Annotated in this window: 12 protein-coding genes; 8 read left to right on the top strand and 4 right to left on the bottom strand. The window is 65.2% G+C overall.

From position 1 onward, the window contains the following. Positions 1 to 762: an adenosylcobinamide-GDP ribazoletransferase gene (locus CH278_RS02895; RefSeq protein ID WP_094621143.1), complete on the top strand. Its 762-nt coding sequence runs from the start codon at positions 1 to 3 to the stop codon at positions 760 to 762. Here the strand turns inward: CH278_RS02895 and CH278_RS02890 are convergent, their stop codons facing one another. Both CH278_RS02890 and gcvT read right to left on the bottom strand, forming a co-directional pair. Beyond that, entirely contained in the window at positions 763 to 1,866 is a 1,104-nt protein-coding gene (locus CH278_RS02890; protein WP_027497396.1) for a branched-chain amino acid aminotransferase, read from the bottom strand. Between the two features lie 41 nt (positions 1,867 to 1,907). Next, positions 1,908 to 3,008, bottom strand: coding sequence for a glycine cleavage system aminomethyltransferase GcvT (gene gcvT / locus CH278_RS02885; protein WP_094621219.1), 1,101 nt, complete (start codon positions 3,006 to 3,008; stop codon positions 1,908 to 1,910). Between the two features lie 129 nt (positions 3,009 to 3,137). Here gcvT and CH278_RS02880 point away from each other — a divergent pair, with 129 nt between their 5' ends. Continuing rightward, complete coding sequence (locus CH278_RS02880; protein ID WP_032368123.1) at positions 3,138 to 4,661, top strand: leucyl aminopeptidase; 1,524 nt, start codon at positions 3,138 to 3,140, stop codon at positions 4,659 to 4,661. 48 nt (positions 4,662 to 4,709) lie between these two features. On the opposite strand, the gene CH278_RS02875 is transcribed toward CH278_RS02880, so the two are convergent. Further along, on the bottom strand, positions 4,710 to 5,051 hold the full coding sequence (locus CH278_RS02875) for a hypothetical protein (protein WP_032368429.1): 342 nt from the start codon (positions 5,049 to 5,051) through the stop codon (positions 4,710 to 4,712). A 378-nt stretch (positions 5,052 to 5,429) separates the two neighbouring features. On the opposite strand from CH278_RS02875, the gene sucB reads away from it, so the two are divergent. The 5 genes from sucB to CH278_RS02850 all read left to right on the top strand — a co-directional run bounded on the left by sucB (position 5,430) and on the right by CH278_RS02850 (position 10,917). Further along, a complete protein-coding gene (gene sucB / locus CH278_RS02870; RefSeq protein WP_094621142.1) occupies positions 5,430 to 7,223 on the top strand; it encodes a 2-oxoglutarate dehydrogenase, E2 component, dihydrolipoamide succinyltransferase in 1,794 nt (597 codons plus the stop codon). Positions 7,224 to 7,372: 149 nt separating this feature from the next. Further along, positions 7,373 to 8,263, top strand: coding sequence for a TIGR01777 family oxidoreductase (locus tag CH278_RS02865; RefSeq protein WP_032368125.1), 891 nt, complete (start codon positions 7,373 to 7,375; stop codon positions 8,261 to 8,263). 21 nt (positions 8,264 to 8,284) lie between these two features. Beyond that, a complete protein-coding gene (gene lipB / locus CH278_RS02860; protein ID WP_032370282.1) occupies positions 8,285 to 9,076 on the top strand; it encodes a lipoyl(octanoyl) transferase LipB in 792 nt (263 codons plus the stop codon). A 10-nt stretch (positions 9,077 to 9,086) separates the two neighbouring features. After that, on the top strand, positions 9,087 to 10,100 hold the full coding sequence (gene lipA, locus CH278_RS02855; RefSeq protein ID WP_174557282.1) for a lipoyl synthase: 1,014 nt from the start codon (positions 9,087 to 9,089) through the stop codon (positions 10,098 to 10,100). 61 nt (positions 10,101 to 10,161) lie between these two features. Then, positions 10,162 to 10,917, top strand: coding sequence for a DUF4191 domain-containing protein (locus tag CH278_RS02850; protein WP_027497404.1), 756 nt, complete (start codon positions 10,162 to 10,164; stop codon positions 10,915 to 10,917). Positions 10,918 to 10,954: 37 nt separating this feature from the next. On the opposite strand, the gene CH278_RS02845 is transcribed toward CH278_RS02850, so the two are convergent. After that, positions 10,955 to 11,419: an RDD family protein gene (locus CH278_RS02845; RefSeq protein WP_032370280.1), complete on the bottom strand. Its 465-nt coding sequence runs from the start codon at positions 11,417 to 11,419 to the stop codon at positions 10,955 to 10,957. A 169-nt stretch (positions 11,420 to 11,588) separates the two neighbouring features. On the opposite strand from CH278_RS02845, the gene glnA reads away from it, so the two are divergent. Further along, a complete protein-coding gene (gene glnA / locus CH278_RS02840; protein ID WP_032368128.1) occupies positions 11,589 to 13,025 on the top strand; it encodes a type I glutamate--ammonia ligase in 1,437 nt (478 codons plus the stop codon). The last annotated feature ends 165 nt before the right edge of the window (positions 13,026 to 13,190 follow it).

The following is a 13,190-nucleotide window of genomic DNA, read 5'->3' as shown; positions in this document are numbered from 1 at the left end:
GTGAGGCTGCGGGCCGAGGGTCTGGTGCTCGCGTTCTCGTGGTTGACGGTGCTGCCCGTGCGTGGCCCGTCGCAGGTCGACAGGATCCGCGCCGGTCGCGCGATAGCGCACGCTCCCCTGGTCGGTCTCGTCCTCGGGTGCGTGTGTTCGGCACTGCTGTGGGCGACGACGGTTGCCGGGCTGTCGGCAATCCTGTGCGGCCTCATCGCCGTTGCCGCCGCCGCGCTGCTGACGCGCGGGATGCATATCGACGGGTTGGCCGACACCGCCGACGGGCTCGGCTGTTACGGCCCGCCCGAACGTGCGCGGGAGGTCATGAAGTCCGGTAGTGCCGGACCGTTCGGGGTGGCGGCCATCGCTTTGACGTCGGCGATTCAGGCCGCGAGTCTGGGTCAACTCGCGCAGGAGCGACTGTGGTGGGCTGTCGTCGTGGTCGCGGTGACTGCCCGGGTGGCGGCAGTCCTGGTCTGCCGCAAGGGAATCGACGCATCGACGTCGGGCGGCTTCGGCGCCCTCGTGGCCGGAACGCAGTCCAACGCCGTCCTGACGCTGTGGGTGATTGCGGCAGCAGCTGCGTCGGTCTTCGCGCAACCCGATCGACCCTGGCAAGGGCCGCTGGTCGTCGTCGCGGTCCTGACACTGTCGGTGTTTGCCGTTCGACACTGCGTCCGACGCTTCGGTGGCCTCTCGGGCGATGTTCTCGGTGCCGCAATCGAGACCACTACGGCGTCGGCCGCGGTGGGCCTGTTGATCGGCAGCTGATCAGCGGAGCTTGGTCATCCAGCCGTGGGTATCGGCGAAGGTGCCGCGCTGGATGCCGGTGAGGGTGTCTCGCAGTGCGAGCGTGATCTCACCGGGTTCTCCGCCTGCGATCTCGAAAGAACCGTCGGTGGATTTGACGCTGCCCACCGGGGTGATGACAGCTGCTGTGCCGCAAGCGAACACCTCGGTGATCTCGCCCGCTTCGGCACCCTTGCGCCACTCGTCGGTGGAGATCCGTCGTTCTTCGACGGGGATGCCGGAGTCCGTAGCCAAGGCCAACAGCGAGTCGCGCGTGATTCCGGGAAGCAGCGATCCGGACAGCGAGGGCGTCACCAACCGGGCGTCGGAACCCGAGCCGAAGACGAAGAACAGGTTCATGCCGCCCATCTCTTCGACGTAGCGGCGCTCGGTGGCGTCGAGCCAGACCACCTGATCGCAGCCCTCGTCGCTGGCCTGCGCCTGCGCGAGGAGGGAGGCGGCGTAGTTGCCTGCGAACTTCGCGGCACCGGTGCCACCCGGTGCTGCCCGGACGTATTCGGTGGACAACCACACGCTCACCGGTTTGACGCCACGTGGGAAGTACGCGCCTGCGGGTGAGGCGATCAGCATGTAGCGATACGCGTCGGCGGGGCGCACACCCAGACCGGCTTCGGTGGAGAACATGTAGGGCCGCAGATACAGCGCGTCCTCGCCGCCCGCCGCCGGGACCCACTCGTGATCGAGCTCGAGCAGCTTCTCGATAGAGCCGATGAACAACTCGTCCGGCATCTCGGGCATGGCAAGCCGCTTCGCCGAGGTACGGAATCGTTCGGCGTTGGACTGCACCCGGAACGTGGACAGGTCGCCGTTGGGCTGGCGGTAGACCTTCAGGCCCTCGAAGATCGCTTGGCCGTAGTGCAGGACCATCGCCGCGGGGTCGAGCTCGATCGGACCGTACGGGGTGATTCTCGCATCGTGCCAGCCGCCGTCGCGGGTGTAGTCGATGCTGACCATGTGGTCGGTGAAGTGCTTTCCGAATCCGGGCGCAGCGAGTACCGCGTCACGCGCCGCGGAGGTTGCGGGCGAAGGATGCTGCACGTACGTGAATTCGGAAACACCTGTCATGCCGGGAATCCTATCGTGGGGTTCGTGGCGGTCTCACGCGGTCACCTGGTCTTGGCGACGACGAACGGCGGTGCGACCACTTCGCAGCGCAGGGCGCGGCCTCGAACGTCGACCTCGACCTCCGAACCCACCGCGGGAGCAGCCTGCGCGTCGAGGAGTGCAAGGGCGATACCGACCTTGAGAGTGGGCGAGAAAGTGCCGGAGGTCGTCGTTCCGAGATCGCGTCCCGACGCGCGCACGGTGAGACCGAGGCGTAGAACGCCGCGATCGAGAGCTCTGAGCCCGCGCAGAATCCGTGCCGGACCGTCTGCCTTCTGGGCGGTCAATGCGTCCTTGCCCCAGAACGAGTCCTTGTTCCACCCGATCGCCCAGCCGCATCGTGCTTCGAGGGGCGAGATGTCCTGCGCCAGTTCGTGTCCGTGCAGCGGGTACCCCATTTCGGTGCGCAGCGTGTCGCGCGCTCCGAGTCCGCACACCTGACCGTCCCGAGACCGCACCGCAGCCAGCAGCGCCAGGAACAACGGTTTCACGTCGTCGGCAGACGGGATCAGCTCGTAGCCCTGTTCGCCGGTGTAACCCGTGCGGCAGACCCGGACAGGCAGCGAGTTCCAGGTGGCGTCCTCGAATGCCATGTAGTCCATATCGGTCGGTAGACCCAGTTCCTGCAGAACCTCGGACGCCTTGGGCCCCTGCACGGCCAGCACTCCGAACTCGCGGTGCCGGTTCACCACCGAGACCCCGGCGGGGGCAGCGGCAGCCATCGCGTCGACCACAGCTGCCGTGTTCGCAGCATTGGGTACCAGAAACACGTCCTCGTCGGAGACGAAGTAGGCGATCAGGTCGTCGACGACGCCACCGGACTCGGTGCAGCACAGCGTGTATTGCGCTTTGCCCGGTTCGATCCTGGCCAGGTCGTTGGTGAGGACGGAGTTCACGAATGCGGCGGCCCCGGGGCCGGTCACCGACGCCTTGCCGAGGTGGCCGACGTCGAACAGACCCACCGTTTCACGCACTGCCGTGTGCTCGACGACGACGCCGGCGTACGAGACCGGCATGGTCCATCCACCGAACGGTGCGAACGTCGCGCCGAGTTCGGTGTGCACGGCGTGGAGTGGTCCTTCGATCAACTCGGTGTCGGTCATGGCGGCCACGCTAGCTCACCTTGCGGAGCGTCTCAGGTCGGTCGCCCCGGTACGTCCCTCGATCGTCGACGCCGCCGACCGTCATTAGGATCGAGGGACATACACGTCAACCCCTACAGGAGCAGCCACGTGCCTTCCCCCTCGACGCTCACCCGCACTCTCGGACCCGACCTGGTTCTCGCGGGCAAGCTCGGTAAGAAAGTCGACGTACTCGTCGTCGCATTGAGCACGAGTGACGACGGCCTCGAACTCTCCATCACCGACGACATTTCCGACGATGCGATCGCCACCGAATTGCTCGACGCGTTCGAAGCCGTCGGTGCCACCGGCAAGGCCGACGAAGTAGTGCGTATTCCGGCTCCGGCCGGTCTGGCCGTGGCGAGTGTGTTGGCCGTGGGCCTCGGCAACGCCGCCGACATCGACAGTGAACGCATTCGTCACTCGGCCGGCACCGCGGCTCGCGCGCTGTCCGGTGTCGAGACGGCGGCCACGACGCTCTCGGCGCTCGATCTGGGTGCGGCTGCCGAGGGCTTCTTCCTCGGCGCGTACCAGTTCGCCGAGTTCAAGTCGGCTCTCTCGGCACCGAAGCCGTCTGCGCTTCCGGTGACTCGCATCGAGTTGTTGGTGCCCGACACTCGCTCCAAGGATGCCAAGCGCGAATTGGAGAGGTCGATCGCGATAGCCGAATCAGTGGCTGTCGCAAGGGATTTCGTCAACACTCCGCCCAGCCATCTCTACCCGGAGGAGTTCGCGGCTCAGGCCAAGGCGCTGGGCAAGGCGGCCGGCCTCGAGGTCGAGATTCTCGACGACAAAGCCCTCGAGAAGGGTGGCTACGGCGGCATTCACGGAGTGGGCAAGGGATCGTCCCGACTGCCTCGGCTCGTGCGCCTGACGCACTCGGGAGGCAAGCGCGGCGCGAAGAAGGTTGCCCTCGTCGGTAAGGGAATCACGTTCGACACCGGCGGCATCTCCATCAAGCCTGCTGCCGGCATGGAGAACATGACCTCGGACATGGGCGGTGCGGCAGCGGTCATCGCCACGGTGGTGCTCGCCGCCAAGGTCGGTCTGCCGCTCGACGTCATCGCCACCGTCCCGATGGCGGAGAACATGCCGTCGGGCACCGCTCAGCGCCCCGGCGATGTGCTCACCCAGTACGGCGGCATCACCGTCGAGGTGATCAATACCGACGCCGAGGGCCGCTTGGTACTCGCCGACGCGATCGTGCGGGCCTGCGAGGACGATCCGGACTACCTGATCGACACCGCGACGCTGACGGGCGCTCAGGTCGTCGCACTCGGCAACAGGACTCCCGGCGTGATGGGTACCGACGACTTCCGCGACCGCGTCGCAGCAATCTCGCAGGCGATCGGCGAGAACGGATGGGCCATGCCGTTGCCGAAGGAGATTCGCCGCGAACTCGACTCCAAGATCGCAGATCTCGCGAACGTCACCAACGGTCGAGCAGGTGGCATGCTCGCCGCTGCTCTGTTCTTGAAGGAATTCGTCGCCGACGGCGTGGAATGGGCTCACATCGACGTTGCCGGCCCGGCATACAACACCGGTGGTCCGTTCGGCTACACCGGCAAGGGCGGCACCGGGGTTCCGGTCCGAACCATGTTCGCGGTTCTCGAGGACATCGCCGACAACGGTTGATCGTCTCCCGTCCGTGCGCGAGGCCCATGCCCTCGCGCACGGACGGTGTCAGCTGTCGCGCTGCTGTTGTTCGCGCTGCCGAACGATCTTCTGCCGAGCGTCGTGATCACGCATCCGCTGCGGATAGCCCGTCTTGCGGACGTCGTACACCGGAATCTTCAGGTCCGATCCGATCTTTCGTACATATTTTTCATCGAGCGGTCGACGCGTCCACTCACCGTCGTTCGCGACCAGAACCACCGTCAGCGGCGTGACCGTCGTTTTCGGTTCCACGTAGGCCTCGACGCCGATTCGCGCCGAGGTCCAATCGGCCAGGTACTGGGCAACCGAGCCTTCGGGTGCCCGTTTCGCGCCCCCGCCGCTCGACTTGAATCGATCGAACAATCCCACGCGAACTCCTCTTTCGTACGGCCGGCGAAGTCCGAGTTTCGGTGCCGGATCTTTGTTACCCACCAGTTCGACAGGCGTGTTGCACGCCCTCGGGGAACGGCGAGGCGACATCAATGGAAGGATGACATTAGAGGGTTCAGCTCTCTTGATTGTGAACCAAGGCTCGTGAAGTGAGTAAGTGAGTTGCCGAGAGGGAGTGTCGACGTGGGCGCTGGATCGAGCCGAACGTGCTCGGTGAGTGTCGATCGCACCGGTGCCTCCGTCGAACCGAATCACCCAACTCTCGTCCATGAACCCTGTTCCGCCAGCACAATGGTCTGCGACCACAAGTCGTAAGAACTACATCACCCGCATACAACTGTCGAGGAGTCAACAGACATGGCCTTCTCCGTCCAGATGCCAGCTCTCGGTGAGAGTGTCACCGAGGGAACTGTCACGAGGTGGCTCAAACAAGAAGGCGACACCGTCGAAGTCGACGAGCCATTGCTCGAAGTCTCCACGGACAAGGTCGATACCGAGATCCCGTCGCCTGCTGCCGGTGTTCTCACCAAGATCGTCGCTCAGGAAGACGACACCGTCGAGATCGGTGGCGAGCTCGCTCAGATCGGTGACGCGGACGATTCTTCCTCGTCCGACGCGCCGGCCGATGACGCCGCTCCCGCCGAGGAGTCGGCACCGGAGGAGCCTGCCGAGGAGCCCACTCCCGCAGCCGAGCCCGAGCCGCAGGCCGAGCAGGAGGCTCCCGCAGCAAGTGCCTCTTCCAGCTCCTCCGACTCGTCCGGATCCGGCACCCCGGTGACGATGCCCGAGTTGGGTGAGTCCGTCACCGAGGGCACCGTGACGCGCTGGCTCAAGGCCGTCGGCGACGAGGTTGCAGTGGACGAGCCACTTCTCGAGGTGTCCACGGACAAGGTCGACACCGAGATTCCGTCTCCGGTCGCAGGCACCCTGCTCGAGATCTCCGCCGAGGAAGACGACACCGTGGCCGTCGGCGGCCAGCTCGCAGTCATCGGCTCCGGCTCGCCCGCCGAGAAGGCCCCCGAGCCCGAGGCAACTCCGGAGCCCGAGGCCCCGAAGGCCGAAGAGCCCAAGGAAGAGCCGAAGCCCGAGCCGAAGCACGAAGCCCCCAAGAAGGAAGCTCCCAAGGCCGAGCCGAAGCCCGAACCGAAGCAGGAGGCTCCCAAGGCCGCTCCCGCCAAGGAATCGGCACCGTCGGGCGATTCGAGCCCGTACGTCACTCCTCTGGTCCGCAAGTTGGCGTCGGACAACGACGTCGATCTGTCGTCCGTCAAGGGCACCGGCGTGGGTGGACGCATCCGCAAGCAGGACGTTCTCGCTGCAGCCGAGGCCAAGAAGGCTCCCGCTGCTCCGGCCGAGGCCGCGGCACCCGCCGCAGCGTCGAAGCCCGCAGCACCGGCGACCGCGGGAGTTCGTCCCGAGCTCGCACACCTGCGCGGCACCACGCAGAAGATCAACCGAATTCGTCAGATCACCGCGAAGAAGACGCGTGAGTCGCTGCAGACTTCTGCTCAGCTGACGCAGACCTTCGAGGTCGACGTGACGAAGATCGCCGGCCTGCGTACCAAGGCGAAGGCGAAGTTCGCCGAGAACGAGGGCGTCAACCTGACGTACCTGCCGTTCTTCGCGAAGGCGGTCGTGGAAGCACTCAAGGCTCACCCGAACGTCAACGCCAGCATCAACGAGGACGCCAAGGAGATCACGTACCACGCCGATGTCCACCTCGGCATCGCCGTGGACACCGAGCAGGGCCTGCTCTCCCCCGTCATCCACAACGCCGGCGACCTGTCGCTGGCCGGACTCGCGCGGGCGATCAACGACATCGCCACCCGCGCACGTTCGGGTGGACTCAAGCCCGACGAGCTGTCCGGTGGCACGTTCACGATCACCAACATCGGCAGCCAGGGCGCGCTGTTCGACACCCCGATCCTGGTTCCGCCGCAGGCGGCCATGCTGGGTACGGGTGCGATCGTCAAGCGTCCCGTCGTCGTCAAGGACGACTCGGGCAACGAGTCGATCGGTGTTCGCTCGATGTGCTACCTGCCGCTCACCTACGACCACCGGTTGGTGGACGGAGCCGACGCAGGACGCTTCCTGACGACGATCAAGCAGCGTCTCGAAGTGGCATCGTTCGAGGCCGATCTGGGTCTGTAGACAACCGGCGAGTGTCGCGCCACGTATTCTCGTAGGAGCGCGAAACATTCGCATCGGGGTCTCGTTCACCAGGGGCACGGACAGAGCATCCGGGGCATCATTCGTTCGCGAATGGTGCCCCGGAGTGCGTCAAGGAGGCTTTCGTTCACATGCGCGTAGTCATTGCAGGTTCATCAGGCTTGATCGGCACAGCTCTCGTTGCAGCTCTGCGCGGCCGCAGCCACGACGTCACCAGACTGGTCAGACGTTCACCGGCGGGACCGGACGAGTCGCAGTGGGACCCGTCGCACGGCAGTATCGACCCCGCTGTGCTGGCCGGTGCCGATGCGGTCGTCAATCTGTGTGGTGTCGGTATCGGCGACAAAAGATGGTCCGGTGCGTACAAGCAGCTGGTGCGCGACAGCCGCATAGCGCCTACCGAGGTGATCGCGTCGGCTGCGGCCGACGCGGGTGTCCCCACCCTGATCAATGCCAGCGGCGTCAATTTCTACGGTGACACCGGCGACCGCGTGGTCGACGAGACCGCTCCGGTAGGAGACGGATTTCTCGCCGAGGTGTGCCGCGATTGGGAGAACGCCACGGCTGCGGCGTCGGAGGCAGGTGTTCGCACGATTCTGTTGCGCAGCGGTGTGGTGCTGTCGCAGCGCGGCGGCATGCTGGGCAAGCTGCGCCCGCTGTACCTGTTCGCGCTCGGTGGTCGATTGGGCAGTGGCCGCCAGTACTTCCCGTGGATTTCGTTGGAAGACGAAATCGGTGCCATCGTGCACGGTATCGAGAACGACTCGCTGCGCGGACCGGTCAACATGGTGGGGCCGACTCCGGTGACCAACGCCCAGTTCAACAGCGCGATGTCGCGAGCGGTGCATCGTCCGGCCCCGTGGGTGGTGCCCGGATTCGCCCTGAAAGCGGTCATCGGTGAATTCGCCGAGGAGGCGATCCTGACCGGGCCGCGAGCCATTCCCAAGGCACTCGAGGACGCGGGCTACACCTTCGAGCACAACACCGTGGGCGAGGCACTGCGGGTGGCTGTCGGCTCATGACCCGGCGTAGCGTCTCGGTTCATGAGTGACGTGAACGCCCCGTCAATTCCGGCCACCGGCACCGACTCGGCCCGGGCCAGCAGCGAACCGGTCGTCGTGCGAGAGCTGGGCACCGTCGAGTACACCCAGGCGTGGGCTCTCCAGCGGGAACTGGCCGACGCCCGCGCCGACAATCGGGGCCCGGACACGTTGCTGTTGCTCGAGCACCCTTCCGTGTACACCGCGGGGCGGCGCACCTCGGAAGAAGACATGCCGCGCGACGGTACCCCCGTGGTCGAGGTGGACCGCGGCGGCAAGATCACCTGGCACGGGCCGGGTCAACTGGTCGGCTACCCCATCGTCGCGCTGGCGCAGCCGATCGATGTCGTCAAGTACGTCCGCCGGATCGAGGAAGCGCTGATTTCCGTGGTGTCCGATCACGGCATCGCGTGCGGGCGGGTGGACGGCAGGTCCGGGGTGTGGCTCGCGTCCGAGGTTCGCGACGGCGTGCTTCTACCCGAACGCAAGATCGCGGCCATCGGCGTGCGAGTTCAGCGCGGCGTGACCCTGCACGGCTTCTCCCTCAACTGCAATTCGGCGATGACGGGTTTCGACGCGATTGTGCCGTGCGGAATCGCCGACGCCGGTGTGACGTCGCTGTCGCTCGAGCTGGGGCGAGACGTCCCGGTCGCCGAGGTACTCGAGTCGGTCACGACGGCAGTTCTGGCCGCGTTGGACGGATCGATGCCGGTCAGAGAGCACGAGCTCGAGCACCCGGAGATCACCACCGCGACGGTGAACCCGCAATTCACCACGGTTCGGTTCGGCGCGTAGCATTGCTGGCGTGACTGTGGCCCCAGAAGGACGCAAGCTGCTCCGCCTCGAGATCCGAAATGCGGAGACCCCCATCGAACGCAAACCCAGCTGGATCAAGACCAAAGCCAAGATGGGCCCGGAATACACCGAGCTCAAAGGTCTTGTGAAGCGTGAGGGTCTGCACACGGTGTGCGAGGAAGCCGGCTGCCCGAATATCTACGAATGCTGGGAAGATCGCGAGGCGACCTTCCTCATCGGCGGCGAACAATGCACCCGTCGATGCGATTTCTGCCAGATCGATACCGGCAAGCCCGAGGATCTCGATCGTGACGAGCCTCGCCGCGTGGCGGAGAGTGTGCAGGCCATGGGCCTGCGCTACTCCACGATCACCGGTGTCGCCCGCGACGACCTCGAAGACGGTGGTGCGTGGCTCTACGCAGAGACCGTCCGGTACATCAAGAAGCTCAACCCCAACACCGGCGTCGAGCTGCTGATCCCCGACTTCAACGCCAAGCCCGATCAGCTGGCCGAGGTGTTCTCCTCCCGCCCGGAGGTGTTGGCCCACAACGTCGAGACCGTGCCGCGCATCTTCAAGCGCATCCGTCCCGCATTCCGGTACCAGCGGTCGATGGACGTCATCACCGCAGCGCGTGACGACGGTCTGGTCACCAAGTCGAATCTCATTCTCGGCATGGGCGAGACTCCCGAGGAAGTCCAGGAAGCGATTCGCGACCTGCACGAGGCGGGCTGCGACATCCTGACGATCACCCAGTACCTGCGACCGTCACCGCGGCACCACCCCGTCGAGCGGTGGGTCAAGCCGGAGGAGTTCGTCGAGCACTCCGACTACGCCACCGATGTCGGGTTCGCCGGCGTGCTGGCCGGCCCGTTGGTCCGCTCCTCGTACCGCGCCGGACGCCTCTACGCGCAGGCCATGGCACACCACGGTCGCGAACTGCCCGAGAGCATGAGCCACCTCACCGACGGCGGCGAAGCTTCTCAGGAGGCCAGCTCGTTGATGGCTCGGCTGGCTCCTCGCTGATCGCTCCACTCGACGTGGCGCGATGCACGTGAGCGTCGGCACAGGCCGTATCCTGTGAGGTATGGCGAACGGCAGTAAAGCTGGCAAAGCGGCAAAGCCCAGCAAGGAAGCAAAGGCGGCTGCCAAGGCAGCCCGCAAGCAGGCATCGAAGGAACGGCGCAGCCAGTTGTGGCAGGCGTTCCAGATGCAGCGTAAGGACGACAAGGCTCTCCTTCCGCTCATGATCGGAGCGGTGGTCGGTCTCGGGCTGATCGGCTTCCTGATCGGTCTGGCCTTCGGCTTCCAGTGGTTCCTTCTCCCCATCGGTCTCCTGCTGGGCGTGCTGGTCGCGTTCATCATCTTCGGCCGGCGGGTTCAGAAGTCCGTGTACAAGAAGGCCGACGGTCAGGCCGGTGCTGCGGCGTGGGCCCTGGACAATCTTCAGGGATCGTGGCGTGTCACCAATGCGATCGCAGGCACCACTCATCTCGACGCCGTGCACCGGGTGATCGGGAAGCCCGGAGTGATACTCGTGGCCGAGGGTGCGCCGCAGCGTGTGAAGACCCTGCTGGCCCAGGAGAAGAAGAAGACCGCCCGGCTGGTGGGCGATACTCCGATCTACGACATCATCGTCGGCAACGGGGAGAACCAGATTCCACTGTCGGGTCTGCAGAAGTACCTGTCGAAGCTGCCGAAGAACATCGACGGCAAGCGGATGGACACCATCGAGTCCCGGCTGGCCGCGTTGGGAACCAAGGGTGGCCCGGCAATGCCCAAGGGACCGATTCCCGGTGGGGCCAAGATGAAGGGCGTTCAGCGGACCATGAAGCGTCGCTGACCCGTATTTCGACCGACAGCCCTGGTGCGTCGACCCCTCAGCGGGTCCGCAGCAGGGCTGTTCCCGTTGCGCGGTCGTGCATTCCCCGGCCGTCCATGTCGGTGATCACGGCCGGGACGACGAACAGCAGAATGAGCTGCCGCACCAATGCCCGGACGAAACCGACTCGCGCATGGGCGTCGATGCGTCCCACCTGCACTCCCACTATGAACTGCCCCGGGGTGAACGAGAACAGCGAGACGCTCGCGATTCCTACGACGAACCACACGGCCAGCACGATCGTCGAGATCAGTCCGCTGGTGGTGTAACCGCCGAGAATCAGCGACGCCACACCGGTGGCCATCGTCCAGTCCAGCAGCAACGCCAGGACTCTACGACCGGTTCCGGCGAGTGCGCCGACGCCCCGCGCGGGCAGACCGAGTTGTTCCCCACGGAAGTTCTGCGGCGGTCGTGGGTTCGCGGCCGCCGGTCCGGACAACCAGGACCCTGTCATTCGTGCCATGATTCCCAGGATAGGCGCGGTCGGGCGCGCGGAAAAACGGGTGGACGTACTGTTGTTCGTGCCAACCGTGAACCACGACGTGTAACACGGGCGAAACACGAGCTTGACGGGCGGGCAACACCGAGTCCATACCGTCAGTTCGACGGACTCTCAACTAAGGAGCAAAAGCGTGGCGTTTTCCACGGCCCAAGAGGTCATCAAGTTCATCGCAGATGAAGGAATCGAATACGTCGACATCCGATTCACGGATCTGCCGGGTGCACAGCAGCACTTCTCCATCGCTGCCAAGGCGTTCACGGCCGACACCCTGGAAGACGGCCTCGCGTTCGACGGCTCGTCCGTCCGCGGCTTCCAGTCGATCCACGAGTCCGACATGATCCTGCTGCCGGACTACGCCACCGCTCAGGTCGACCCGTTCCGCAACGCCAAGACGCTGAACATCGACTTCTTCGTCCACGACCCGTTCACGCGTGAGGCCTACAGCCGCGATCCGCGCAACGTTGCTCGTAAGGCCGAGGAGTACTTGGCCAGCACCGGCATTGCCGACACCGCGTACTTCGGTGCCGAGGCCGAGTTCTACATCTTCGATTCGGTTCGCTTCGATTCGCAGGCCAATGGCGCGTTCTACGAGGTCGACTCGTCCTCGGGTTGGTGGAACACCGGAGCCGAGACCGAAGCCGATGGCAGCCCCAACCTCGGCTACAAGGTTCGCTTCAAGGGCGGCTACTTCCCCGTCGCGCCGTACGACCACTACGTCGACCTGCGCGACCAGATCTCGACCAACCTGCAGAACGCAGGCTTCGAGCTCGAGCGTGCCCACCACGAGGTCGGCACCGGCGGTCAGCAAGAGATCAACTACAAGTTCAACACGCTGCTCCGCGCGGCGGACGATCTGCAGCTGTTCAAGTACATCGTCAAGAACACCGCCTGGCAGAACGGCAAGTCGGCAACCTTCATGCCGAAGCCACTGTTCGGCGACAACGGCTCGGGCATGCACGTGCACCAGTCGCTGTGGAAGGACGGTAAGCCCCTCTTCCACGACGAGGCCGGATACGCCGGACTGTCCGATCTGGCACGTCACTACATCGGCGGCATTCTGCACCACGCTCCGTCGCTGTTGGCCTTCACGAACCCGACGATCAACTCGTACCACCGCCTGGTGCCGGGCTACGAAGCCCCCATCAACCTGGTCTACAGCCAGCGCAACCGCTCTGCGGCGGTGCGCATCCCGATCACCGGTAACAACCCGAAGGCCAAGCGCCTCGAGTTCCGCGCGCCGGACTCCTCGGGCAACCCGTACCTGAACTTCGCCGCTCAGATGATGGCGGGCCTGGACGGAATCAAGAACAAGATCGAGCCGATGGCTCCGGTCGACAAGGACCTCTACGAGTTGCCGCCCGAGGAAGCCAAGAACATTCCTCAGGCACCCACCTCGCTCAACGCGGTCATCGACCGTCTCGAGGCCGACCACGACTACCTCACCGAGGGTGGCGTCTTCACCACCGACCTCATCGAGACGTGGATCTCGCTCAAGCGTGAGCAGGAGATCGCTCCGGTCAACCTGCGTCCGCACCCGTACGAGTTCTCGCTCTACTACGACGTGTGAGTTCTCGGGTCATCTTTCGTCGGTGACCCGTCGATAGTCCACGAACGCCCGACCGGGCTGACCCGGTCGGGCGTTCGCGGTTCGAATGGGCTTGTCGCCGAAGCCATTTCGTCGTTTCGCTGCAAAAGGGTTCACCTGACGTTTGAATGGGTAACGACGGGGTAC

Origin of the sequence: Rhodococcus sp. 05-2254-5 (genome assembly GCF_002258575.1) — a bacterium.
Taxonomy (GTDB): Bacteria; Actinomycetota; Actinomycetes; order Mycobacteriales; family Mycobacteriaceae; genus Rhodococcoides; species Rhodococcoides fascians.
The sequence above is the reverse complement of the archived record's forward strand: the minus strand, read 5'-3'. Positions and strand labels throughout refer to the sequence as shown.

Excerpts from the sequence above, each read along its gene's own strand:
- CH278_RS02890 (WP_027497396.1), bottom strand. The coding sequence starts at position 1,866 with ATGACAGGTGTTTCCGAATTCACGTACGTGCAGCATCCTTCGCCCGCA.
- gcvT (WP_094621219.1), bottom strand. The coding sequence starts at position 3,008 with ATGACCGACACCGAGTTGATCGAAGGACCACTCCACGCCGTGCACACC.
- sucB (WP_094621142.1), top strand. The coding sequence starts at position 5,430 with ATGGCCTTCTCCGTCCAGATGCCAGCTCTCGGTGAGAGTGTCACCGAG.
- CH278_RS02865 (WP_032368125.1), top strand. The coding sequence starts at position 7,373 with ATGCGCGTAGTCATTGCAGGTTCATCAGGCTTGATCGGCACAGCTCTC.
- lipB (WP_032370282.1), top strand. The coding sequence starts at position 8,285 with ATGAGTGACGTGAACGCCCCGTCAATTCCGGCCACCGGCACCGACTCG.
- CH278_RS02850 (WP_027497404.1), top strand. The coding sequence starts at position 10,162 with ATGGCGAACGGCAGTAAAGCTGGCAAAGCGGCAAAGCCCAGCAAGGAA.
- CH278_RS02845 (WP_032370280.1), bottom strand. The coding sequence starts at position 11,419 with ATGGCACGAATGACAGGGTCCTGGTTGTCCGGACCGGCGGCCGCGAAC.